Consider the following 24,285-nt stretch of genomic DNA (forward strand, 5'->3'; position numbering starts at 1 on the left):
AGAGTGGCGAGGTGAACACAGAAAGTAACCCCGAAGGTGGCGTTCCGCTCTGGCTGCCCGCCACCGGGTACCAACTGCGCAAGGCGGGAATCCACTTCGACGCCGTCCGCGTATCCGGCGCCCTCGGCCGAGAGCTGGCCGACCGGCTGGCGACACTCACCAACGGTGATCCGGGTCCGATCGTGGAGCAGGCCAACGGGGACAGCCCCGTCTACTTCCTCGTACCGCCGGGCAGTACGTCCCGCCGCCCCTGGCCGACGGTCGCCCAGCGCCTGACCGCGAACGCGCTGCACGGTGACTGCTACGTCGGCATCCCCGCTCTCCAGGGCCACACCTGGCCCCTGAGTTGGCGCTACGAACCCACCGCCCCGAACCGCCTGGTCCATCCGCTGCTGCTGTACGTGACCCTGTGCATCATGACGGGACGGTTCGCTGCCGTGCGGGATTCGCTTGCCCGTGAATGGGCGGAATAGCCGGTCGGCTGCCAACCGGATTTCGGTCCTCAGCTGTCCTGCTGTGCCTCTTCGAGGTCCCTCACCCACAGTGTCCGGATGAAGTCGTCGCACTCGTCCAGGTGCGCGGCCAGCCAGCCGGGGTCGAAGGCCACGGTTCGAACTGACAAGTCGAAACCGAATCTCTCCAGCCGCCAGGCGAAATTAAGTGAGACCGCCAGTTCGTTGTCCTGGGTTTTCCAGTAGCGCAGGGAACGCAGGCCCTGACCAAGCCGGTCGGTGCTGAACATGTCGACCTCAACAGGGCGCACGGGGCTGGCTTCGTTGGCTTGGACGGCGGTCATCAGGCTTTCCATGCGGTCGCCCTCGGCTGGGAAATAGAGGGCGTAGAAGGCTTGGGGGAGACCGCGGGGATCAGGAGCGTAGAGAAACACCTGCTGGGCAGGGATCGTACCCGGAATTCCCTCGGCGAGCATGTCCAGACGCACGGCCAGAGCTCGCACATCCCGCCGTTTCGGCCGCTTCTTGTGCAGCCTCCAGAGGAGTTCCGCATTGCCATGCGCCCAGTCGTTGCGCTCCTGGACGCTGTCCCAGCGCAACGGCATCAGCAGCCATTCCTCTGGATTTGAATCGGTCTCGATGAAAATCATGAACAGCTCCAGCGGAAGGTGGTCATGACGGCGTCGAAGAGTTCCACCAGGACCTCCGCGAAGTCGCCGTGAGGGTCGCCGTCGGCAAGGGTGCTGAAACAGACCATCAGCCACTGGGGAGTGGAGCTGCCGGGCACCGGAAGGACGTACTCGATACGGCGCGAGGCCTCCGCCACGTCCCGGTCCGGGTCGGCCCCGACGGTCTTGTCCACGCGCACACCGTCCGCGCCGTCGGCGGTGACCGGCTCGCTGCTGCTTCCGTCGGAGAGGAGAGCGGCCACGACCGTACCGCTGTCGGCGCTGCCGCCGGGGCCGGAAAGCATCTCGGACACGATGATCGACGCGGCGATGAGCGTGCCGTGAATGCGCTCGACCGGCAGGTACAGCGTAAGCCCGTTGGACTTGCGGGCTTGTTTCACCGCCTTGTTGAGCTGCTTCATCAGCTCCAAACGGGCTTTGACGACGTCGTCCCTCGGTATGTCGTCTGGCATGTCCTCAATGGCCCGGTCGATGATGCGCTTGACCGCCCGCTCCGTGCCCTCCCGCAGCGGAATGTGGTCCCAACCCGGGGGCGGCACGAGGGTGTAGCCGACAGGAATTGACTGTTCCGCCTCAGTGGCGTCAGGCACGCCGGTACCTCTCCGCGATGAAGAAGCCCGCGACGAGAAGCGGAGTCACGATGGCACATGCTGCCGCGGGCCAGAATCCGGTGACGGTTGCCGGCACGACAAGTATGAAAGAGACGGCAAGGGCATGAGTCAGCATCGGCGGGCGGTTGGCGTGCCAGGGGTTTTTGACGAAGATGTACAGCAAGCCCAGAATCCCGGCAGCGACGACGGCCCGTTGAAGCCACATCCATGCGGTGGTAAATGAACTCGGGCTCACGGCATAAAGAAGCATGTACACCAGTACGGACCCGAACGGCGCGATGACGCAAAGGCGTGCCGCGGCCACGACTCCACCGCCAAGGCGATGCATAATTCCGCCTCTCACGGGAAAATTTCGACTGGTGTTGGGCACGAGAACGCCTTCTTGTGGTCGGAGGGGCGAAAGATCACCAATGGGTATCCACTGGAGGCCTCCATGTATTTCCCTTCCAGTCGTTGTATCCTTCATTGAAGGACTTCCATGGAGCTGAGTCGCTTTGTCCGAGCGCCTTGTCCGTCAAGTCTGCCCCCGTACCGATATAAGCGGCCGTCAGCGAAGTTGCGTAAGCAGCGTTAGCGGTGACGCGCGTGCCTGTGGGCACCGCATCGGGGAACGATGCTGCGTTCTTCATGATGTTCGCGCGAATCTTCGCCGCACCGTCGTCGCCCAGGTTGAACGCCGTGGTGACTCTGCTGACCTCGGTATCCGTCGATACGCGGCCCGCGTCGTCCAGGATATTCCTGCGGAGGAGGGTTCGGGATTCCCTGGCGGAGGCGCGGATCGCGTCATCTGACGTCGTGGCGATTGTTCTGCCCAACTCGTCCATGACGCGAGAGTGGGAGCGAATTCCGTCTTTGAGCTTGCTGACCCGGGAAAGGGCTGCCGCCGCCTTCGTGGTCGAGTTCGCGCCTTTGAGCATCGCGACGCCAAGCCGTCCGGCCCCCATAGTGAGAAGCCCGGCGGAGTCCATGGCGACGTCCATCCAGCTGGCGTCTCCCGATGCCACCAGCAGAAGTCGGGTCCCGACCACGAGCAAGCCCGCGACCAGCAGGAAGACAGCCACGTTAAGTCCGGGAATGAAGATGGCGATCACTCCGACAAAGGTTGCGATCCACCCCAGGACATCGATTACCACCTTGATCCAGTCCGCGTTCTCGTGGACCCATCCCTTGACGTTGTCCCACCAGCTGTCCTCGATGACGTCGTCGAGCTGGTCACGGATCTTGCTCGCGTGGTGCCGGGCGCGTTCGTCGCGGTCGCCCTTGATGCGGTCGAGCTGGTCGCGGTACGAGCGCAGCGGGTCGTCACCCGTGTCCCTCGGGGAGTCCGTGGGCGTACTGCCGTCGCCCGACTGCTGCTTGCTCTTTTCCGCCTCGTGCTCCTCGTGGGCCTTCTTCGCATTGCTCAGTACGGTGTCGGCCTCCTTCTGGAAGCCTTCGAGGTCGTTCGCCCAATTGGTGAGGTGCCCGTGGACGCGCTCGTAGCGGCCGGCGACCTCGCGCAGGTGCTTTTCGAGGACGCCGGACTCCTCGCGGAGCTTGGTCGCGTACTTGCCCTTGAGTTCGTTGTCGTCACCGATGCCGCGCAGCAGCCGGGCCTGGTCGCGCAGTGACTTCGCGACGCCCTTCATGTGCTTGACCTCGTCCCGTATCTCCTCCGGATCGCCCGGTACCGGGTCGGTCTCGGCGAGAGGCTGCCAGTCTCGGGGCCGGGTCCTGGGTGGGGTCACTTCTTCTTGTCCTTGCGCAGTTCCTTCGCCAGCTTGGCGTCCAGTCCGGTGAAGCTGTCGATGGTCCCGCCGATCAGCTTCCCCACCGACTCGATGCTGTCGAGCATCTTTGACCGGTAGTCGTCCCAGTTGTCGAAGAATTCGTCCATGGCGTCCGTGATCTCACTGTGGCCCCAGTGGGAATGCATGTCCTCGGACCGGCTGCCGAGGTTCTTGAACTCCTTCTGGAGTCCCTTGAGAAGCGTCTCCGAGTCCACCAGCAGATTGATGTTGACTATGAGATCCGCGTCGTTGGCCATGTGTACGTGGTCCGCTTTCTCCTGGCAGGGAGGGCTGGGCTGGCCCGTTTACCGGTTGATCGCCTGGACTTCCTGCACGGTGATGTCCTGTGTCGTACCGAAGGTGCCGTCCGGCAGGTCGCCGCCGGCGCCGCCGGTGCCGGTCCACTCGACCTCCCAGGTGATGGTCGCCCGCATTTCGTATGGCCCGGACACTGTGCTGGCCCGCAGGTATGTCATGCCGCAGGGGGGATCCTGATCCTCTGCCCCTCTTGTGTAGGGGGTGCCGATGGTCCCTTCCTCCCGGAGTGTGCACTCTCCAGAGGGCGGGTGGATGGTCGCGTCCTTCGTGCCCGGCTCCAGCTTCAGTGAGACCGGTGTCGCGGTCGTGGTCGCCTCTATACCGAGCTCTTCCAGTGAAGCCGTTACCGAGACGGGCTTGAAGGAACTACTGTCCAGCCAGGCCCACGTTGCCAGATTGACTTTCTGGTTTGCGGCTGCCGGTGAGAGTTGCACTTCGCTGTCGGGCACACGAATCTTGCTGTACGCCAGCCCGGCCAGCACCTCGGGAGTTACGGCATTCTCGTGCTCAGGCGGCTCGCCGTTGTCCACCCAGAAGATGGGGTCCATGCAGGCAAAAATGTCCCCGCCTTCTTCGTATGGCAACGCGGCGCGATCCCACCACATCCCCTCGCCCGCTTTGGCAAGATTGTAGTCCTTGTAAGGGTTACCGTTGATGTAGCGATGTTCGAACTGTTGAATAGCTTCGCCCAACCCGCTTGTGTGCGGTTGGTTTCTGGCTTCCTCGTGTTTCTGCTTGAGCTCTTCGGGGGTGTATGCCGGCTCGTACCAACACGGAGGAGGGGACCAGTCTGTCGAAGCCGAGACGTTGAGGGGGCCGCTGGACGGGCCCGCAGCATTTCTCTTCAGGTTGAAGCGGACTCTTGAGTAGACCTCGTCGCCCTGTGCGCCGCCCTCCGCCTCTACCGCGCCCTCGTCCTTGTCTCCAGGGCGTGCGGCGTGGGCCTCGATCGGGAGGAGGACGGAAGCGACCACGGTGCCGACAGCGAGTCCCCACCACAGCTGCCGCTTCACGGCTGGCACTGCTCTGCACCTCGCTGTGACTTGACACCGGTGGTCTGCCACACCCCTGCCTCGTTGCGGTCGAGCCGGGTGTCGTAGAAGACGTAGGAGTTCTCGTCGGGTGCAGATTGGAGCACCTTGCCGGTCTTGCGCTCCTTGGCGAAACCCTTGGTCTCGTCGCTGCAGTAGGTGAGCCGAGCCGAGCCGTCCGACCGGAATGTCACGGAGCGGTCGAAATAGCGCACGGTGCCGGTGACGGACAGGTCGTCGTCCACGTAACTCTGGATGGACTTGGCCGCACTTACCGCGGCGTCCCGAGCGGAGTAGAAGTACACCGGTTCGGATTCTGGGTCACCTTCGATGATGGCCGCGTCGATGGCCCGCAGGCGTTGCTCGTTGTCACTGAGCACCGCGTCTTTCTTCGGGTCACCTGTCTTGCGGTTCTCGAAAATCAGTACATCGTCCTTCGGCAGCTTGATCGACGGGCGCTTGCTGTCGTCCGGTGCCGAGGCGCTCGGTGAAGATGACGAAGCGTCTTCCGCGCCTGCGATCTTGTCGTCGGACTTGCCTTCCGGGTCGTCACCGCTGCCGCAGCCTGAGAGAAGCAGGGCGGTGCAGGCGGTGAGCGCTGCCGCAGCGGTCAGGTGGCGGTGGGTCACGGGTGCTGCTCCTGGAACTCTGGACTGCGTGGTCGGCCATCACCGTATGCGGTTCGACTGACAACACACAGTGTTCGTAACCGCATTGAGAGCAACCCCTCACAGTCCGCGAGCACCGGCGCGCCGACACCCGCGTGGCACCGTTACATCGGCACCGTCACCGTCATCGACTCCCCGTCCCCGAGGTGCATCAGGCCCTTGCCCGGGGTCACCGGGTCGCCCACCATCTGGCGGGTCGTGCGGATGCCGATCAGGTCGCCGCTGGACGTGTCCTGCGGGGAGAGCAGGATGCCGCGGCGGGCCTTCTTGGCGTCGACCTGCCAGCCGGTGAAGCCGCCCGCGACGTCCTCCTCGTCGCCCGCGAGGACGAGGCCGATGCCCATTTCCGTACCCCGGGACACGATCCGCTTCAGCTGGGAGCCGGCGTCGCAGTCCGCGTACGACTCGGCGTCGTCCATCAGGATCACCACCGGGTTCTCCGGGGTCGGCGCGATCGACTCGATGAGTTCCTTGAACTCGTCCTCCTCGATCTCGTCGCCCGTGATGACCTTCAGCACGCCCTCGGTGCCGTCCAGTTCGCGCATCGGGGACTGCCGCGGGGCGGCCACGACGACGCGTACGCCCTGGGCCAGATACGAGCGGGCCATGCTCATCAGCGCCGTGCTGCGGCCCGACTTCGCCGGGCCCGCGATGATGAAGGCCGGTACGCCCCGGGAGAGGTCCGGGCCGTAGCCGGTCAGCTCGTCGCCGCCGACGCCGATCAGGCTCCACATCGGGGACGCCGACAGCTCCGGGTCCCGCATCTCCCAGGCGTCGCGCCAGGTGAGGCGGCTCGGCAGGACGTCCACCCGGAACGGTCGCCGGGAGCGCGGCACATCCGCGTCGCGCGCCGCCGCGGCCTCGCCGATCGCCGTCACCGCGGCCGCCTGGCCCTGGCCGCTGGAGTCCTCGGAGAGCAGCGCGAACTGGGTTTCCGTCGCCGTCTCGTTCCGGAAGGCCCGTCCGGGCGCGATCTCGTCGGGCACCTTGCGCGCCTGCACACCGATCAGCGTGAAGTCGGAGCGGTCGGCGAGCCGCAGCGCGTACTTCGACTCGGTGAGCGCGCTGATCCGGCCGACGAGCAGCTGCCGGTCACCGGTGATCACCAGATGCACGCCGACGCTGGCGCCCTCGCGCATCATCGTCATCAGCTCGTCCGTCAGCTCGCCGTGCCCCATCTCGCCGAGGGACGGCAGCCAGCCCTCCCAGCGGTCGAGCAGCACGACGATGTGCGGCAGCCGCTGCTCCTCCGGTGCCGAGGCGCGCTGTTCGCCGATGTCCGCGTAGCCGTCCTCGGCGAGGAGGTCCTGCCGGCGGGTGACCTCGGAGCTGAGCCGGCCGATGAGCCGTACGGCCCGCTCGGTCTGCGAGCGGCCGACGACCGCGCCGCAGTGCGGCAGCCGGGTCAGGGCGTTGAGCGCGCCGTTGCCGCAGTCGATGCCGTAGAGGTGGACGTCGGCGACGGAGTGCGTACGGGCCAGGGAACCCGCGATCGTACGGAGCAGCTGCGAGCGGCCGCTGCGCGGGGCGCCGCCGACCAGCAGGTGGTCGAAGGACGCGAAGTCGATCGCGACGGGGATCCGGGCCTGGTCGGCGGGGATGTCGGCGACACCGTACGGGGCCGGGGGCATCGCGCCGGCGCCCTGCACGGCCGGGATGTCGTCCAGCAGCAGCTTGTCGTCGAGGGCGGGCAGCCACGGGCTGTGCTGCGGCGGGATGGCGAGCCGGTCGTTGGCCTCGATGACGGCGTCGACGAGGACCTTGAGGTCGGTGATCTCCTCCTCCTCGCGGGCGGCCGCCGCGGGCCGCTTGAGGGCGGCGCGGCCCAGCTCCTGCCATTCGAGGCGGCCGGCCCACGGTGCTTCGGTCTGTGTGTCGGCGGCGCCCGGCCGCCGGCCGCCGACGCGGCCGGACTGGAAGGGGACGAGCGAGGCGTGTCCGAGGCGGACGTAGGCGCGGCCGGGGGTGGACTTGCTGATGTGCCCGGCCTCGGGGGAGTCGATGACGTCGCTGGACTCGCTGCCGTCGGTGACGCGCAGCGCGATCCGGAGGTTGGTGTTGGCGCGGATCTCGGGTGAGACGACACCGCTGGGGCGCTGGGTGGCGAGCAGCAGGTGGATGCCGAGCGAACGGCCCCGCTGCGCGATGTTGACCAGGCCGGTGACGAAGTCGGGCAGGTCGCGGACCATGGAGGCGAACTCGTCGATGACGATGAGCAGCCGGGGGAGCGGGGCGTGCGCGGCGGGGTCGCGGCGCATCAGGTCCTGGTAGTCCTCGATGTCCTTGGCGCCGACGGCGGCCAGGATGTGTTCGCGCCGCTTGAGTTCGGCGCCGAGGGATTCCAGGGCGCGTTCGACGAGGTGGGCGTCGAGGTCGGTGACCATGCCGACGGTGTGCGGCAGCTGCACACAGTCCTTGAACGCGGACCCGCCCTTGTAGTCGACGAGGACGAAGGTCATGGCCTCGGGGGTGTTGGCGACGGCCAGCGAGGCGACGATGGTCTGGAGCAGCTCGGACTTGCCGGAGCCGGTGGTTCCGGCGATCAGGCCGTGCGGGCCGTCCCGCCGGATGTCGATGCCGAACGGGCCGTCGTACGACTCGCCGATGACGGCCGTCGTCGACATGCCGCCGAGCCGCCAGCGCGCGGCGACCGCGTCACCGCTCGGCGGCTCCATGTCGATGACGTCCAGCAGCCTGCTGGAGCCGGGCAGCGCCGAGTCCTCGCTCTCCCCGCTGATGTCGCGCAGCGGCGACAGCGAGCGGGCCAGCCGGGCGCACCAGGCGGGCGACACGAAGTCGGGCCGTACGTCCTTGATCTGCCGGCTGCCCGCCTGCTCGACCCGCAGCCGCAGCTCGGGCGCCGTCTGCGCCTCGGGACTGTGCGCCCCGGCGGCCGAGGCGGCGTGCCAGGGCTGGAACGAGGGGAACGCGCCGTCCTGCGCGCCCGCGGCGGCACCCGGGCCGCCGCCGATCGCCGCGGCGGTGCGCCCGCCGGCCGCGTCGTGGTCGACGGGGCGGCGCTCGGCGACGACGACCGCCTGGCACTCGCCGGGCAGGAAGCGCTCCTCGGTGTCGAGGCACAGCGCGTACATGCCGACGGAGGGGCCCTCGCGCAGCAGCCGGACGACACCGGGCAGCGAACGGAGCCTGCGGGAACCGTCCCAGACGACGACGATGTCCGGGTCGGAGAAGCTGGCGCCGCCCTTCGCTCCGGCTTCCGTGGCGGCCTTCTGGCGCGCCTCCAGCAGCTGGGTCAGCTCGCCGACGCGGGCGCCGACGGTCTCGGCGTCGGTGCCTATGAGGGCGTTGGTGTCGTTGCCGCCGGTCGGCCGGGCGTGCGGCAGCCAGCGCAGCCAGTCCCAGCTGTCCTGCGCGGACGCCTCGGTGAGGACGTAGAACTGCACGTCCAGCGGGGAGTGCAGGGTCGCGGCCTGGGTGACGGCCCAGCGACCGAGGGCGCGGGCGGCGTCGCCCTCGCCGGCGAAGCCCATCACGCCGTTCTTGGCGAGCGGCAGGGCGACCGGGCAGTCCGCGATCTTCCAGGCCACCTCGCGGCGGTGGTCGTCCTGTTCGGGGTCGTCGAGGATGACCTCGGAGGGCATCTCGGCGGTGCCGACGCGCAGCAGCAGATGGTCCTTGTCGGTGCGGCGGCGCTCCCAGAGGCGGGTGCGCGGACCGGTGCCGAGGGTGAGCACCGTGGCCGGGTCGGGCATGGCCAGCCGGCGGTCGAGACGCTCGGCGACGAGCGCCTCCCGCGCGTCCTTCTCGATCCGGGCCTTGTGCTCCTTGTATTCGGCCAGCTGCTTCGCGTACGACTTCCGGCCGTGCTTCTTGTCCATGAAGTAGTTGGCGAACAGCATGATCGGGCTCATCACGGCCATGATCAGGTAGTACCAGCGGTTCATCACCACGGCCATGGTCACCGCCGCGACCAGCGGCATCAGCGCCATGAGCCAGGGGATGGGCCGGGCGTCGCTCTCCGAGGGCGGGTTGGGCAGCCGGAAGCGGGTGGTGCGGTCCGGCGGGCGCAGCCGCGGCGGACGGTTGTAGTCCAGGCCCATGCTGTCGTCGGACCACTTGAGCGCGGCGTTCGGCGGGGCGTAACGCGCGATCTCGAACAGGCTGTTGCCGACGGCGAGCTGGGCACCGAGCGGCCAGGCGTCGCCGTCGAGCTTCTCGCCGTCGAGGGTCGCCCCGGGTGCGTCGTCACCGTCCGTGCCGGAGCCGCCCGGCTGCGGGTGCACGGCGACCTGGCAGGTCCCGTCGGCCGTGACGGTGAGCGTCAGCGCGCGGTCCGCGAGTTCGGGGTCGTCGACGCGGATGTACGAGGCGGGGCCGCGGCCGATGTCGTACCGGCCGAGGCCCAGCCGGTGCACCGAACCGGCCGCGGGGCCGCCCACGACGCGCAACTCGACCAGGCCCGCGGGCTCTCCGGGCAGGCAGCCCGCCGGATCGTGCAGGCTGACGACGGCGCCCTCGCGCAGCGGTGAGGCGGCGACGGTGAGGCCGGGGTCGAGGGCGTGCCCGTCGATGTAGACGGGAAGCGGCGCGGAGGCGGGCTGCGTCTGCGGGGGCGCCCCGCCACCGGTGATGGGGATGACCTGCGCGCCGTCCCCGGCCCGCGGCGCGGCCGGGACGGGCAGCGCCACCCCGACCTGCTGGGCCAGCTCCTGGGCGACGTCGCCGATGGGCGACTCGGGATCCGCGTCGAGCACGACATCGGCGTTGGCGCCGCCGAGAGGATCGACGACGGTCACAGTCAGGCGCACGAGCGTCCTCCCCGTTGTGTGCTGCGCGGCCGGCTGCCTCCAGCATCGTGCAGGCCGCTGACACCGGACGATATCGGCCCGGCCGCCGCCCCGGACACCGGCGGTGGCACGGCGGCCCGCGTCGGGATCCGCGAACAGATGTGGGAACGGCCGGATGTGGTCCCCGCGTCCCCACCCTTAAGCTGGCGCATCAGCGGATGGTAGGACCATGCGCCTGCTCGGAGCCACGGGGGCGTCCCTGCGGCACGGACGGATTCTTCAAGGAGGGCCCCTATGGGCGGCAAGAACGATGTGAATCTGACTTACCAGGACATGGAGGACGCCGCTGGGAAGCTCAAGGAGCACAAGGAGGACATCCAGCGGCAGCTCGGCCAGGCCCAGAAGTTCATCAAGAGCCTGGTGAACGACGGCTTCGTCACCGAGAAGGCCTCGAAGAAGTTCGACGAGTCCTACGAGGAGTTCAGCAAGGGCGCCACGGAGATGATGGAGGGCATGGACGGCATGGGCCAGTTCCTGAAGTCCGCCGCCAGCGCCTTCCGCAACCTGGACACCGAGCTGGAGGGCGGCCTGAAGAAGTAACGCCGTTCACCGGCCCGGCCGGTGGCAGAGCCGGCCTGGCACCGAGGTGTATCCCGGCCCGGTGCCGGGCGGCTCACGGCGGCCGGGTGCGCTCACGCTGACCCGCGCGGCTCGCGGCGATCCGGTGCCGGGCGCGGGCGGCGGTGACCGGGGTGGCGCACGGTTCCCGGACGGCGGCGGCCGGACGCGCCGTGTGTTCCCGCCGTCGCCGGATGGCCGGGCCTGCCGGTGCGGGCGGGCCTTCGCGGGGCCCGGGCTGCCGCATACCGCGTCTGCCGCGCATCGCGCCGCACCGTACGCGTGCCGGGCCGCGGGCGCCCGCGGAGTTCAGGTCGCCTTCTGCGTGCCGTGCGACCCTTCCTTGCGGCCCTCGCCTCCGCCGCCGTCCTTCTTGGTGTTCTTCTCGAGCTCCTTCTCCAGCTCCTTGTCGGTCTTGCGCACCTCGCGCACCACGGCGTCCGCCATGTCCGCCAGCCCGCCCAACTGCTGGCCGATGTCCTCGCGGCCGTCCTCCCAGTTGGACTCGAAGTCGTTCAGCTTGTCGACGACCCCGCCGTCCCCGATGTCGTCGCGATAGCTCTCGAACATCTTCTTGGTGCCGTTCATACGTGTCTTGATCGACCGAAGCCTGCCGCCGAAGCCCTCGAGTTCACTCAGCGGAATAGCGAAGTCCGGCTTCCCCATGTGTCCGACCTCCCCCGTCCAGTAATCAGCACCCGTTCAGTATGCCGCCACGGCTCGCCCGTACAGCAGGACTTCCCGGCCACGTCGGGTGCGGGGTGCCTCGTGCCGCCGGACCGCGGGCCGGTCGGCGGTACCGGCCGGGACGCGGATGCGTCTGTGCACCGGCACCGGGAGGCGTACGCGTTTCGGGCGCCGACCGGGAGGCGTACGCGTATCAAGCGCCGGGGGAGGCGTACGTGTCCGGGTGAGGGCGGGGAGGCGTACGTGTCCGGGTGAGGGCGGGGAGGCGTACGCGTCTCGTACGCCTGCGGGCGACGGACGGGCCTCACGCCGGCCGGAACGTGGACGTGACCGCGTCGAACACGTCGAAGAACGAATCGGCGAGGTCCAGCACCTGGCTGCTGCCCGCGACCAGCGCCACCCGGCCTTCCCCGTGCTCGTCGTCCGGCACCGGGATGAAGGTCTGCATCAGCACCACCCGCACCGACCGCTTGAGCCCGTCGCCGGGGATCTCGATGTCCTCGATCCCGTGCGTCCGCGCCGCGAGCCCGACTTCCGGGATCTCGACGGTCGACACCTTCCGCCAGGTGTCGCCCTCGCGCTTGGCGGTGCGCTCCTTGAGCTGGCTCACGATGGCGGCGGGGTCGGTCGGCAGGATCGTTCCCTCCACCGTGCGCGCCCCCACCAGCGACACGGTGACGGACGCGGTGATCGGCGTATCGCCGCCGAAGCTCTCGGCCATGCAGCCGCAGTACACGGCGCCCGAGTCGTAGGCGTCGCGCGCGGACTTCCGCAGGAAGGACGTCAGCACGTCCCGGTGCTCGGCCATCTCCGGGCGCGCGCGTATCCGTTCGCTCACCATGCGGCGGATGCTGTCGTCCCGGGACTCGGGGCGTACGTCGAACTCCCACCAGGTGTCGGGCACGGAGATCCGGAATCCCCCGCGCTCCACGGTCTCCGTCTCGGTCCGCCGGCTCATGTCCGCTCCCCGCTGCTGTGGTGTCGTCCTGCGCTCTCCCGCCGCGCCAACTTTACGGTCGTCGGTGCGGAGCAGTGGCCCGTCCGGGAAGCCCGCTCGAACGCCGGCGTGCCGGACGGTCTTCCCCTCCGGCTCCGCCGAGGCCGGACGCCGGCCGTCCCGGTGGGCAGCGGCGGACCGGTGGGCAGCAGCAAACCGGTGGGCGGCCGGGGCCGCGCCCGCCCCCTCCCCGGACGAGTCACCTCGCGGCTGTCCGTGCGGAGCGTGTCGCAGCGGCCCTGAGCGGGTCGTCCGGAGCGGCCCGGAGCGGATCGTCCGGAGCATGCCGGACCGGTCGTCCGGAGCATGCCGAGCAGTGCCGGCGGCGATGCCCCGGGCGCCCCCGGACGGCACGTCGCAAGGCCGTCCCGGCACGTCCGTGTCGGCGTTCCGTCACAGCCCTGCCACGTGCTTTCCACGGTCCACAACGAGCCTTGAGGGGCCTTCTGCGCTGCTGATACGGTGCGGAGGCTTGACAGCCCTGGTCTGCCGCCGATCGACGAGGCGGAGGGCATGTCAGCCTCAAACGCCCAGAATCGGACAGGACTTGCGGGGACAGTTGCGTGAAGACTCAGGAGCGCACGGCGTCTGGGGGCGGCAGGGCGGGTGGATCCGCGCAGCCGGTCGGCGAGAGGCTTCCATCCGCACCGCGTGAGCGCAAGCCGGCGCTGGCCGCGCTCGCGGTGCTGCTGATCCTGGTCGGGGCGCTCGGCGCCACCGTGCTCGTGCTGCGGGCCGGCGAGCGGATCGAGGTCGTGAAAATCACGGAGGAGGTGCCGGTCGGCAAGCCGGTGCCTGCTTCCGCGATGGAATCCGTGATGGTCGCGCAGGATTCCGGTGTGGACTATGTGAAGTGGGCCCAGAAGGATCTGGTCACGGAGAAATACCGGACCGCGACCCCGCTCGTCGAAGGGTCCCTCCTCGTCGGCTCGATGCTGACCGACGAGAGCGGCCTCCCCGAGGGCAAGGTCGTCGTCGGCCTCTCGCTCAAGGGCGGGCAGTTCTACAAGGGCATCAAGTCCGGCGACACCGTCTCCGCTTTCCGCGTCGGCACCGACACCGGCGACGCCGGGGACTCCGAAACCGGTTCCGGCGGCGCGACTTCCGGGAACAACCTCCTCGTGCAGCAGGCGACCGTACGCGAGGTCACCACGGGCAGCGACGAGACCATCAGCAGCGGTGATCTTCCGGTCTCCGTCCTCGTGAGCCAGGAGGAGGCCGAGGCGCTCACGCAGGCCGCCGCCGCCGGTGAGGTCGCCGTCGTGCAGGTGCCGTCGGGCAGCGCCGACGCCGCCGCCAACTGAACTACGCTGCACCGGGGGTCTAACGGGGATCTGGGGACGTAAAGATATGGCGCTCATCGCACTCGCCGCCGACAAGGGTTCGCCCGGTGTCACCACCGCCGCGGTCGCCCTGTCCGCCGTCTGGCCGCGCCGCGTGCTGCTGGCGGAGGCCGACCAGGCCGGCGGCGATCTGGTCTACCGCAGTGCCGCCGCGCACGGCGGGCCGCTGGACCCCAACACCGGCATGCTGTCCGTCGCCGCCACCGCCCGCCGCGGCCTCGTCGCCGAGCAGCTCTGGGACCACGCGCAGCCGATGGCCGGCGGCCTCGACGTGCTGGTCGGGCTGGGGAGTTCGGAGCAGGCCGCCGGACTCGCCGGGCTGTGGCCCACGCTCGGCCGTGCCTTCTCCGGCCTCGCCGAGTCGCCGCACGGCGCAGCCGACGTCGTCGCGGACTGCGGCCGGATCGGTGCGGACTCCGCGGCGGTCGAGATGTTCCAGCACGCCGCGCTCGTGATACTGGTCTCCCGTACGGAGCCCGAGCACCTCGCCCGCGTACGGGACAGGGCGGCCGCGCTGTCCGCCAGGCTGCACGGGCCCCAGCGCGGTGCCGCGCAGATCGGCATGCCGCTCATCGGCGTGCTCCTCGTCACCGACTCCGGCAGCGCCGCGAAGACGGCGGGCCAGGTCAACGACATGCTCGTCGCCTCGCAGTGCGGCGCACGCGTGCTCGGCACGCTCGCGCTGGACCCGGCCGGTTCCGACCAGCTCGCGGGCCGCAAACGGGGCAGGCTGGAGAAGTCGCTGCTGATCCGCTCCGCCCGCAAGGTCGTCAGCGATCTGCACCAGCAGTTCGGCGCCGCCTGGGCCGGGCCCGCACCCGCCCCTCAGCACGGCATGCCCATGCCGCAGCCGGCCGCGCCGCTCCCGCAGCAGCAGGGCCACGCCCAGCAGCCGGGGCCGTCCGGTTACGGCTACCCGCAGCAGGGCCGGGCGCAGCAGCCCGGCCCGTCGGGTTACGGCTATCCGCAGCAGGGCCCCCAGCAGTCACACGACACGCACGGCACGCAGGGCACGTACGGCGCGGGTGCTCCCGGCGCGGGCGCTCCGGGAGCCGGCCGATGAGCAGCGTCGACCACGGGCTCGTCAAGCGGTTCCGGCAGGAGGCCGGTGACCGCATCGCCGAGCAGCGGCGGCTCGACCAGGCCTCCGGCGTCACCCCGATGTCCACCGAGGACGAGCGGCACTACGCCCGCGCCGTCATCGCGCAGATACTCGAGGAGCACGCCCGCTCCGAGATCAGCTACGGCCGCACGCCGCTCGACGCCGAGACCGAGGAGGCGTACGCGGCCGCCGTGCACGCCGCGCTCTTCGGTGTCGGACGGCTCCAGCCGCTGCTGGACGACCCGGACGTCGAGAACATCGACATCAACGGTTGCGACCAGGTCTTCATCGGCTACTCCGACGGCCGCGAGGCCGTCGGCGACCCGGTCGCCGAGACCGACGAGGAACTGGTCGAGCTGATCCAGATCCTCGGCGCCTACTCCGGTCTCTCCTCCCGGCCGTTCGACTCCGCGAACCCGCAGCTCGACCTGCGTCTCCCGGACGGTTCCCGGCTTTCCGCCGTCATGGACGTCACCCGGCGGCCCGCGCTCTCCATCCGCCGCGCGCGCCTCGGCAAGGTGTTCATATCCGACCTCGTCGGCAACGGCACCCTGACCCCGGAGATCGGCAACTTCCTCGCCTGCGCCGTCCGGGCCCGCAAGAACATCATGATCGCGGGGGCGACGAACGCTGGCAAGACGACGCTGCTGCGCGCCCTCGCCAACGAGATCCCGCCGCACGAGCGGCTCATCACCGTCGAACGCGCGCTGGAGCTGGGCCTCGACCAGTTCCCCGAACTGCACCCCAACGTCGTCGCGTTCGAGGAGCGGCTGCCGAACTCCGAGGGCCACGGCGCGATCAGCATGGCCGAGCTGGTGCGCCGCTCGCTGCGCATGAACCCCTCCCGCGTCATCGTCGGCGAGGTCCTCGGCGACGAGATCGTCACCATGCTGAACGCCATGTCGCAGGGCAACGACGGCTCGCTGTCCACGATCCACGCCAACAGCTCGGCCGAGGTCTTCAGCCGCATCTCGACGTACGCCCTCCAGGCCAACGAGCGGCTGCCCATCGAGGCCAGCCAGATGCTGGTCGCCGGCGCCGTCAACTTCGTCGTCTTCGTCGAGCGCCGCAACAACTACCAGAGCGGCGGCCGGCTCAGCCGCAGCGTCACCTCCATCCGTGAGGTCAACGGTGTCGACGGCCGCGTGCTCTCCAGCGAGGTCTTCGCGGAGACCCCCGACGGGCGGGTCGTGCCGCACGCCCCCGTCGCCTGCATCGAGGATCTGACCGTCCACGGCTACCGGCCGTCCGGGAACTGGGGGTGAGGAGGACCGCATGAACGGACTCTCGACGGGCGGCGGCATCTTCTCGCTGCCCGTGCTGTACGCGCTGCTGAGCGGCATCGGCGTCGGCGGCGGTCTCGCGCTGCTGATCGTCGCCGTCCGCGGGCTGCCCGCGAAGCCCGCGCACGAGAAGGCCAGGGCCGGGGAGCGGGCGCAGGAGCTGGTGCGCTTCGTCGGCCGCCGCGGCTCGATCGCCATCTGTGTCGGCCTGGTCGTGCTGCTCTTCACCCGCTGGATCGTCGCGGGCGCCGCGGCGGGCATCCTCGTCTTCGCCTGGGACCGGCTGTTCGGCGGCGCCGCCGAGGAACGCGCCGCGATGCGCCGGGTCGAGGCGCTCGCCGCGTGGACGGAGTCGCTGCGCGACACCATCGCCGGAGCCGTCGGCCTGGAGCAGGCCATCCCGGCTTCGGCGCGCGCCGCCGCGCCCGCGCTCCGCCCGCACCTCGACGCGCTGGTGGACCGGCTGCGTTCGCGTACGCCGCTGCCCGACGCGCTCCAGGTCCTCGCCGACGAGATCGACGACGCGTCCGCCGACATCATCGTCGCGGCCCTCATCCTCAACTCGCGGCTGCGCGGCCCCGGTCTGCGCGAAGTGCTGGGCGCGCTCGCCAAGTCCGCCCGCGAGGAGGTCGACATGCGGCAGCGCGTGATGTCGCAGCGCGCCAGCACCCGGCGCAGCGTGCAGATCGTCATCGGCGTCAGCGTCGCCTTCGTGCTGGGCCTCGCCGTCTTCAACCGCGACTTCGTGGCCCCGTACGGAACGCCGCTCGGGCAGCTCGTGCTCGGCTGTGTGTGCGGTCTGTTCGCGATGGGCTTCTGGTGGCTGCGAAAGCTGTCCAGCATCGAGACCCCGGACCGTTTCCTCACCCGCGACGAGCCGTCGGTCACCTTCGTCCGGCCGCGGTCCCCGCAGGAAGTCCAGGAAGAGGTGGCGCACCGATGACCGCCAGTGTGCTCATCGGGGCCGTCTTCGGCCTCGGTCTCTACGTGCTCGTGCGGGCCCTCGTGCCGTCCAAGCGCAGCCCGGTCGCCACGGTCGCGCAGATCGACGCGCTGCGTGCGCGCGGCGCCTCCTACGGATCGGCCTCCGACCGGGCCGCGAAGGACGCCGGGAACAGCCGCTTCGGCACGGTGCGCTCCCGGGTCGGCCGCCGGGTCGCGGACCTCTACCTCCAGCAGGGCTGGGAGCAGCGGTCGCTCCGGGCCGACCTGGCGGTGCTGGACCGCAGCTGGGAGTCGTTCCTGGCGACGAAGGTGCTGCTCGGCGCGGCCGGGCTGGTCTTCGGCCCGATGGTCTTCGTCATCGTGTGGACGATCGGGCTGGGCAGCGGGCCGGTGATCCCGATCTGGCTGGCGCTGGTGTTCGCCGGTGTCTTCTTCATGCTGCCGGACCTGGAGGTCCGCAAGGACGCCGCGGAGAAGCGGCGGGACCTGCGGCGCGTCATCGGGGCGTATCTCGACCTCGTCGCGATGAACCTCGCCGGCGGCCGGGGCCTCCCGGAGGCGCTGATGGCCGCCGCGGAGGTCAGCGACGGCTGGGCGCTGCGCAAGGTGCGGAACTGCCTGGCGGACGCCCGGATCACCGGCACCAGCCAGTGGTCGGCGCTCGGCCGGCTCGGTGAGGAGCTGGGGGTGGAGGAGCTGAAGGATCTTTCGGCGTCGCTGGCGCTGGTCGCGGACGACGGCGCGAAGGTGCGCGAGTCGCTGGCGTCCCGGGCGGAGACCATGCGGCACCGGGAGCTGGCGGAGATCGAGGGCAGCGCGGGGGAGAAGTCCCAGTCGATGCTCGTGGCGCAGCTGCTGCTGTGCGCGGGCTTCCTGGTCTTCCTGATCTTCCCGGCGGCCATGAGGGTGTTCCAGGTCTGACCGGCTGCCGCCGGGGGTTGTCCCGGACGGCGTCTTCGTCATCGTTGGCGCAACCGGAAGAACCGGAAGAGAGAGCGAAAGGGACTGAGGACATGGAGAAGTTGCGGAAAAGGGTGAGCCACCCCGCGGTGGACTTCCTGATGGTGTTCCTGCAGGGGCGCATCGAGAAGGCCCGCTCGGAGGAGACGGACCGGGGCACCTCGGCCGTCGAGTGGGTGATCATCTCGGCGGTCGTGGTCGCGATCGTGGGTGTGGTGGCCGCGGTCATCAACCAGGCGCTCAAGGGGGGCGCGGAGAAGGTCGGCGACTGCATCGAGGGCGCGAGCGCGAGCGGAACCTGCTGAGGCGGCCGGGAGCCGCTTCGGCGGGGGCCGCCGCGGCGGTGCGGCCGACGTCCGAACCCGAGTCCGAGCCGGAGCCGGGGCTTGAGCCCGGGCTTGAGCCCGATTCCGGGGCGTGGCAGGTGACGGACGTGCCGCACCGGTGTGGAGGCGGCGCGCCGGTGCGCGGCCGGGCGCGGCCGAGGCCGTGGCGGGTGACGTCCCGCCACGGAGGGGCGGCGGCCACGGGCGCTCGGCAGGGGAGCGGTCCGTCCGGGGCTCGTGCGGGGATGTTCCGTGCGGGCGTTCCGTTCGGAGACGTTTTGTTCGGAGACGTTTTGTTCGGAGACGTTTCGTTCGGGGACGGTCCGTGCGGAGGACGTTCCGTGCGGGGGTGTTCGTGCGGAGGCGTTCCGTCCGGGCAGGCCCTGCGCAGAGGTTCCCCGAGTCCGTACCACGCCTTCGCCGACCGCACGCACTTCGCGTACCGCACGTATCGCACGCACTTCACGTATCGCACGTACCGAGGAACCACTCACCCACGGGGACCGATCGCAGGATGACACGCAGACGCACCGGGGCGCTGGCGCGCGCCGTACGCCGCAGGCTGGACGCCGTGCACGGCGACAGCGGGGTCGGCGACCGCGCGGCCCCGGGCCGCCGGGCATCGGAGAGTCGCGGGATCGCGGGCAGTGACCGCGGCATGTCCGCGATCGAGTTCGTCGTGCTGACGCCGGTCCTCTTCTTCATGATCTTCGCTACGGTGCAGTTCGCCCTGTACTTCTTCGCGGACCACGTCGCCCAGGCGGCGGCGCAGGCGGGCGCGCGCAAGGCGCGCGCCGAGGCGGACGAGAACCCGGGCGGCTGGCGGGGCAAGGCCCGCGAGACGGCCGACAGTTACATCCAGCAGCTGGGGCCGACGCTGCTGCTGGCGCCGCGGGTGACCCTGCTCCAGCCGGACGGGGAGACGGTCGGTGTGGAGATCACGGCCCGGGTGCCGTCGGTCTTCCCGGGACTGGACATGAGCGTGCAGGCGGAGTCGCAGGGACCGGTGGAGCGGTTCGTCGAGGACGTGGGGTGAACCGTTGACCGAGACCGAGACCGAGAACGGGACCCAGAGCGGGATCAGGAACGAGAACGGGACCCGGAACGGATTCCCGGCGCACATCGGAGCCCGGGCGTACCTCGGAGCCCGCAGCCGTGCAGGCGCCGGAGCCGGAAGGCAGACGGACACCGGGCCCGGAACCCGTACCGGAACCCGTACCGGAACCCGTACCGGAACCCGTGCCGACGCCGGGCCCGCCGGAGAGCACGAGGCGGTGCGTACCGCCGACTCCGGGATCTCCACCATCGAAGTCGTCATCCTCGCGCCGGTGATGATCCTCTTCATCCTGGTGCTGGTCGCGTTCGGACAACTCGTGGACGGCCGCGGCGCCGTCGACGGGGCGGCCCGGGACGCGGCGCGCGCCGGTTCGATCCAGCACGACTCGGGCGTCGCGATGAGCGAGGCGCGGGCCGCCGCCGAAGCCGACCTGGAGGGCGTCTGCATCGGCGGCACCGTGCAGATCCGCCGGACCAGCGGCTTCGAGCCGGGCGGGTTCTTCACCGTCGAGGTCAGCTGCGAGGTGCGCGGCCTGGGCATGCTCGGACTGAACGTCACCAGCACCCTCACCGGCACGGCCAGCTCACCGATCGACCCGTACCGGAGGGCGGCATGATCCGCGCGACCGCCGGAACACGGCCGAAGGACGACGCGGCCGTACGGAACCGGGTGCCCGGCGCCGTCCCGGCCCGCCCCGGTGCCCGCGTGCGCGCCGGACTCGCGGGCCGCTTCGGGGAACGACTCCGGGGCCGCCTCGACGACCGCGGATCCGGAGCCGCGGCCGTCATCATCTTCGCCGTTCTCTTCATGGCACTGGCCGCGTTCGTCATCGACGGCGGCCTGTCCATCTCCCAGCGCGAACGCGCCGCCGACATCGCCGAGCAGGCCGCCCGTTACGCGGCCCAGGACATCGACGAGGCCGAGCTGCGCGAGAGCAACGGCACGAACGCCCCGATCAACTACGAGAACTGCGATGCCCGGGTCAAGGCCTTCGCGGCCGAGGCCGGCATGTCGGGCCCGGACACGGCCGCGTCGGGCTGCCTCGCCGCCAACGCGCAGGCGGTCGAGGTGCAGATCAGGCTCACCTACCGGCCGATGCTGAGCGGCCTCTTCTACGACCGCCCGATCACCGTCCACGGCACGGCCGTGGCGGAGTCCCACGTCGGCTGATCACGAAGGGGGGTGCCCGACGACGCCGGCGCTGCCGCGGCGCGGACAGCCCGCCGGCCCGGCCGCGGCCCCGGACCACCGGGTCGATCCTGTCGTACCGACTGGCTAGGCTCATGGCATCCCGTCCCCGACTCCCCACCAGGTCACCACTGAAGGCAAAGGCATAGGAACCCCGTGATGGCGCGCAGAACTCCCACCACCGACCCGGGTCCGCGTACGCAGACGCTGCCCCGGGGCCGCCGTACCGCCGGTGACTTCCTCAAGGCGTTCCTCGCCTTCCTCGTGCTGGTCGTGCTGCTGGTCGGCGTGCCCGGCGCGCTCGCGTACTTCGTGGGGTGGCCGCTGCCGCGCTCCATGCCGTCGCTCGACACCCTCCAGCAGGAGATCACCACCACGGTCTTCGTGAAGGTGCTGACGGTCGTGGTCTGGCTGGCCTGGGCTCAGTTCACGGCCTGCGTGCTGGTCGAGGCCAAGGCCGAGCTGTCGGGCGTCGGGGTGCCCTCGCGGATCCCGGGGGCCGGGCCGAGCCAGATGCTGGCGCGGCAACTGGTCGCCGCCGTCCTGCTGGTGGGCGCCACCGCGGCCAGCTTCGCGCCGGGAATCTCCCAGCTCGGCCAGCACCTGGAGAACAACGCCCGGCCGACCGTCGCCGCCGCCCAGCAGGCGCCCGGCCAGCAGGCCGCCGCCGAGGCGCAGCAGCAGGCCGCGGACCGCGCCGCCCGGGCCGGCTCCGAGCGGCAGCTGGAGGCGCAGGGGGCCGCCGAGGCGCGGGTGCAGGAGGATTCGACCAAGTTCTACCGGATCCAGCCGCCCGAGGGCCGCCACCACGACTCGCTGTGGGAGATAGCCGAGCGGCATCTCGACGACGGCCGCCGGTACAAGGAGATCTACCAGCTCAACAAGGACCGCATCCAGCCCGACGGTTCACGGCTCTCGCAGGCCAGCCTCATCCGCCCCGGCTGGATCATGGAGATGCCGGCGGACGCGCACGGCGGCGAGCTGGTCGAGATGCCCGACGCCGCCCCGGACGTCCCGGAGAACGTCGTCGAGCAGATCCACGACTACGACCGTTCCAGCCCCGCGCACGCGGACGCGGGCGGTGGCGACCGCGCCGAGGGCGGCGGTACGGGCGCCGGGCGCGCCGACACCATCTCCCTCGGCCCCGACCGGCCCGCCGAGGCCGGTGGCGCCGGCGGCCAGGAGCGGCGCACCGCCGACGACCCCGGGCCCGTGCCCGAGCAGACGGCGACGCCGGCCTCCGACGCTTCCTCGTTCGGGCTCTCCGAAGCCCTCATCGGTGCCCCGCTGCTCGCCGCCGGAGTGCTCGCCGCGCTCGGCCGCCGCCGGCGCGCCGCGCTGTGGCAGTCCGCGATGGGCGTCGTCGGCGGCTCCGGGCGCACCCCCGACCCCGTCACCCCGACCGGCGCCGCCGCCGACGCGCAGGACGCGCTGCTCGTCGGCGCCGACCCCGACGCCGTACGGGACCTGGACAGCGCCCTGCGCGGCCTCGCCGACGCCCTCGCCGACGAGTCCCGCACCCTGCCCACCGCGTACGCCGCGTGGCTCACCGACAGCGACATCAACCTCCAGCTCGGGCACCCCGCCGGGCAGCCGCCCGCGCCGTGGCAGCTCGGCCAGGACCAGACGTTCTGGCGGGTGCGGCGGCGGGACATCCAGCCGTACGAGGGCGACGCGGGCGTCGCGCCGTATCCGGGCCTGGTCAGCCTCGGCACGTTGGACAACGCCCGGCTGCTGCTCAACCTGGAGGCGGTGCCCGGCATCGTGTCGCTGGCCGGTGCCCGGGAGGACCGCACCGCCGTCCTCTCCTCCGTCGCCGCAGAGCTGGGCACCAGCGGCTGGTCCGACCGGCTGACCGTCACCCTGGTCGGCTTCGGCGAGGACCTGACGGCGCTCGCCCCCACCCGCATCCGGCATGTCGACGACGTCGAAGCGCTGCTGGAGACCATGGACGTGGAGACCGGCCAGCGCCGCCGCGCCCTGGGGAACGCGGGCCACGACTCGGTGCTCACCGGCCGCACGGGCCCCGCGCAGCACGCCCAGTGGGCGCCGCACCTGGTGCTGATCGGTGACCAGCCCAACGAGGAGCAGGCCGTCCATCTCGCCGAGCTGGCCGCCGACTCCGGCCGCCTCGGCATCGGCTATCTCGTCGGCGCCGCGGAGAACGGCCTGCCCGGCGCGAGCTGGGAGTTCGAGATCACGGGCGACGGACGGCTGCTCGCCCCGCTGCTCCGCCTCGAACTCAAGGCCCAGACCCTGCCGCGCGCCCAGCACGAAGCGGTGGTCCGGCTGTTCGCCGACATCGACGGCGAGCCCGCCGCCGGAGCCCCGCGGGACCCCGACGACCAGCCGTTCATGGTGGACATCAGCGAACGCGGCCGGCCGGCGGTGTACGCACGCCTCGTCGGCCCGTACGAGGTCATCGGCCTCGACGACCCCGACGGCGAGCGCAGCCCGCTGCTGCACGAGGCCCTGGCCATGCTGCTGCTGCACCGCGAGGGCGTGCACCCGCGCGTGCTCGCCTCCGGGCTGTGGCCGCGCGGCGTCACCGACGACGTCCGCGACGCCCTGATCGAACGGCTCCGGCTCTGGCTCGGCAACGACGCCGAGGACGGCTCCCCGCGGCTGCGCACGGACGAGACCGGGCGGCTGACGCTGGCCGAGTCCGTCGTCTCCGACCTGGACGTGCTCCGCACCCTGCACCACGAGGCGACGCAGGGCCGTGGCGCGAGCAGGTCGTCCGTCCGCGAACGGCTGCTGACCGACGCCCTCGCCCTGGCCCGCGGCCCGCTCCTCGCGGACCGCCCGGCGGGGCGCTACGGCTGGCTGTCCCACGAGATCATCGAGGCCCAGCTGCCGCTGCTGGTCGCCGATGTGGCGCTGGCCCTCTCCGCGCACCACCTGGAGGCGGGCCGGCCCGAGACGGCCATCGAGACGCTGAACACCTCGCTGATATCGGCACCGGCGGACGAGCGCCTGTGGAACGAGCTGCTGCGCGCGGTCCACGCGACCGGCGACACGGCTCTGCTCGGCTCCACCGCCGAAGCCCTGATCGCCCGCAACCACGCGCTGAACGGCGGCAGCCGCGGTCTGCCGCCGCGTACGGAGGCCCTGCTGGACGAGCTGCTGCCGAGCTGGCGTACGGAGCTGGCCGCCGCCAACTGAAGCCGGGCGCGCATCCGGCCGCTCCGCCACGGGAGTCGGCCGTGATCCGGCGTCCTCTGCCGCTCGGGTGGGCTCTCGCGTGCGCACGGGACGCGACGCGGCGGAGCCGGTCCCGGGCTGTGGTGGCTGCCGTGTCCGCGGTGGCGCCACTGCCGGGGGCCGCACGCACGGCGACGCCGGGAACGCCGGGAACGCCGGGAACGCCGGAACGGCGGCGGCAGGGGAGTCGGAAGGAGGGCCGGCTGAGGCTGTGGACGGTGGGCGCATCGAGTCGCGGGCCAGGTGCCCAGCGGCAACGCGGGCCGAGGTGCTCAGCGGCAGCGCGGGC

Annotated in this window: 22 protein-coding genes; 12 read left to right on the forward strand and 10 right to left on the reverse strand. The window is 70.9% G+C overall.

All coding sequences use genetic code 11. The features are described from left to right. The first annotated feature begins 11 nt into the window (after positions 1–11). On the forward strand, positions 12–473 hold the full coding sequence (locus GCU69_RS31815) for a hypothetical protein (RefSeq protein ID WP_235978836.1): 462 nt from the start codon (positions 12–14) through the stop codon (positions 471–473). 29 nt (positions 474–502) lie between these two features. On the opposite strand, the gene GCU69_RS31820 is transcribed toward GCU69_RS31815, so the two are convergent. The 8 genes from GCU69_RS31820 to GCU69_RS31855 form a co-directional block, all read right to left on the reverse strand. Continuing rightward, positions 503–1,102, reverse strand: coding sequence for a hypothetical protein (locus GCU69_RS31820; protein ID WP_156207937.1), 600 nt, complete (start codon positions 1,100–1,102; stop codon positions 503–505). Continuing rightward, a complete protein-coding gene (locus tag GCU69_RS31825; RefSeq protein ID WP_156207938.1) occupies positions 1,099–1,731 on the reverse strand; it encodes a hypothetical protein in 633 nt (210 codons plus the stop codon). Before GCU69_RS31825 ends, GCU69_RS31820 begins: the two co-directional genes overlap by 4 nt. Then, entirely contained in the window at positions 1,724–2,122 is a 399-nt protein-coding gene (locus tag GCU69_RS31830; RefSeq protein ID WP_156207939.1) for a hypothetical protein, read from the reverse strand. The genes GCU69_RS31825 and GCU69_RS31830 overlap by 8 nt, the downstream gene beginning before the upstream one ends. Before the next feature lie 34 nt (positions 2,123–2,156). After that, positions 2,157–3,479, reverse strand: coding sequence for a DUF308 domain-containing protein (locus GCU69_RS31835; RefSeq protein WP_156207940.1), 1,323 nt, complete (start codon positions 3,477–3,479; stop codon positions 2,157–2,159). Further along, the gene (locus tag GCU69_RS31840) at positions 3,476–3,778 is read right to left on the reverse strand and encodes a hypothetical protein (RefSeq protein WP_156207941.1); all 303 of its coding nucleotides are present in this window, start codon (positions 3,776–3,778) and stop codon (positions 3,476–3,478) included. Before GCU69_RS31840 ends, GCU69_RS31835 begins: the two co-directional genes overlap by 4 nt. Positions 3,779–3,826: 48 nt before the next feature. Continuing rightward, positions 3,827–4,852, reverse strand: a complete 1,026-nt coding sequence (locus GCU69_RS31845; RefSeq protein ID WP_235978837.1) for a hypothetical protein — start codon at positions 4,850–4,852, stop codon at positions 3,827–3,829. Then, positions 4,849–5,499, reverse strand: coding sequence for a hypothetical protein (locus GCU69_RS31850; RefSeq protein ID WP_156207942.1), 651 nt, complete (start codon positions 5,497–5,499; stop codon positions 4,849–4,851). Before GCU69_RS31850 ends, GCU69_RS31845 begins: the two co-directional genes overlap by 4 nt. A gap of 143 nt (positions 5,500–5,642) precedes the next feature. After that, entirely contained in the window at positions 5,643–10,307 is a 4,665-nt protein-coding gene (locus GCU69_RS31855) for an FtsK/SpoIIIE domain-containing protein (protein ID WP_156207943.1), read from the reverse strand. Positions 10,308–10,580: 273 nt separating this feature from the next. Here GCU69_RS31855 and GCU69_RS31860 point away from each other — a divergent pair, with 273 nt between their 5' ends. Continuing rightward, on the forward strand, positions 10,581–10,886 hold the full coding sequence (locus GCU69_RS31860; protein WP_098753366.1) for a WXG100 family type VII secretion target: 306 nt from the start codon (positions 10,581–10,583) through the stop codon (positions 10,884–10,886). A 327-nt stretch (positions 10,887–11,213) separates the two neighbouring features. On the opposite strand, the gene GCU69_RS31865 is transcribed toward GCU69_RS31860, so the two are convergent. Then, the gene (locus GCU69_RS31865; protein ID WP_098753367.1) at positions 11,214–11,570 is read right to left on the reverse strand and encodes a hypothetical protein; all 357 of its coding nucleotides are present in this window, start codon (positions 11,568–11,570) and stop codon (positions 11,214–11,216) included. A gap of 325 nt (positions 11,571–11,895) precedes the next feature. Beyond that, the gene (locus tag GCU69_RS31870) at positions 11,896–12,549 is read right to left on the reverse strand and encodes a hypothetical protein (protein ID WP_156207944.1); all 654 of its coding nucleotides are present in this window, start codon (positions 12,547–12,549) and stop codon (positions 11,896–11,898) included. Positions 12,550–13,151: 602 nt separating this feature from the next. On the opposite strand from GCU69_RS31870, the gene GCU69_RS31875 reads away from it, so the two are divergent. The 10 genes from GCU69_RS31875 to GCU69_RS31920 all read left to right on the forward strand — a co-directional run bounded on the left by GCU69_RS31875 (position 13,152) and on the right by GCU69_RS31920 (position 23,957). Then, positions 13,152–13,892, forward strand: coding sequence for a hypothetical protein (locus tag GCU69_RS31875; protein ID WP_156207945.1), 741 nt, complete (start codon positions 13,152–13,154; stop codon positions 13,890–13,892). A 46-nt stretch (positions 13,893–13,938) separates the two neighbouring features. Continuing rightward, complete coding sequence (locus tag GCU69_RS31880; protein WP_156207946.1) at positions 13,939–14,994, forward strand: hypothetical protein; 1,056 nt, start codon at positions 13,939–13,941, stop codon at positions 14,992–14,994. Next, positions 14,991–16,298 (forward strand): CpaF family protein, encoded by a 1,308-nt coding sequence (locus GCU69_RS31885; protein WP_098753371.1) that lies wholly within the window; start codon positions 14,991–14,993, stop codon positions 16,296–16,298. The genes GCU69_RS31880 and GCU69_RS31885 overlap by 4 nt, the downstream gene beginning before the upstream one ends. 10 nt (positions 16,299–16,308) lie before the next feature. Continuing rightward, the gene (locus tag GCU69_RS31890; RefSeq protein ID WP_156207947.1) at positions 16,309–17,259 is read left to right on the forward strand and encodes a type II secretion system F family protein; all 951 of its coding nucleotides are present in this window, start codon (positions 16,309–16,311) and stop codon (positions 17,257–17,259) included. Continuing rightward, positions 17,256–18,182 (forward strand): type II secretion system F family protein, encoded by a 927-nt coding sequence (locus tag GCU69_RS31895; RefSeq protein ID WP_098753373.1) that lies wholly within the window; start codon positions 17,256–17,258, stop codon positions 18,180–18,182. The genes GCU69_RS31890 and GCU69_RS31895 overlap by 4 nt, the downstream gene beginning before the upstream one ends. 92 nt (positions 18,183–18,274) lie before the next feature. Then, positions 18,275–18,526, forward strand: a complete 252-nt coding sequence (locus GCU69_RS31900; RefSeq protein ID WP_098753374.1) for a hypothetical protein — start codon at positions 18,275–18,277, stop codon at positions 18,524–18,526. 535 nt (positions 18,527–19,061) lie between these two features. Continuing rightward, entirely contained in the window at positions 19,062–19,583 is a 522-nt protein-coding gene (locus tag GCU69_RS31905) for a TadE family protein (RefSeq protein ID WP_098753375.1), read from the forward strand. 238 nt (positions 19,584–19,821) lie between these two features. After that, positions 19,822–20,220 (forward strand): TadE/TadG family type IV pilus assembly protein, encoded by a 399-nt coding sequence (locus GCU69_RS34275; protein ID WP_257155815.1) that lies wholly within the window; start codon positions 19,822–19,824, stop codon positions 20,218–20,220. After that, on the forward strand, positions 20,217–20,774 hold the full coding sequence (locus tag GCU69_RS31915) for a TadE/TadG family type IV pilus assembly protein (protein ID WP_156207948.1): 558 nt from the start codon (positions 20,217–20,219) through the stop codon (positions 20,772–20,774). Before GCU69_RS34275 ends, GCU69_RS31915 begins: the two co-directional genes overlap by 4 nt. Positions 20,775–20,951: 177 nt before the next feature. Next, positions 20,952–23,957 carry a BTAD domain-containing putative transcriptional regulator gene (locus tag GCU69_RS31920; protein WP_156207949.1) on the forward strand — a complete coding sequence of 1,002 codons (3,006 nt, stop codon included), beginning with the start codon at positions 20,952–20,954 and terminating at the stop codon, positions 23,955–23,957. The last annotated feature ends 328 nt before the right edge of the window (positions 23,958–24,285 follow it).

The organism is Streptomyces lycii, from assembly GCF_009735685.1.
Lineage (GTDB): Bacteria > Actinomycetota > Actinomycetes > Streptomycetales > Streptomycetaceae > Streptomyces > Streptomyces lycii.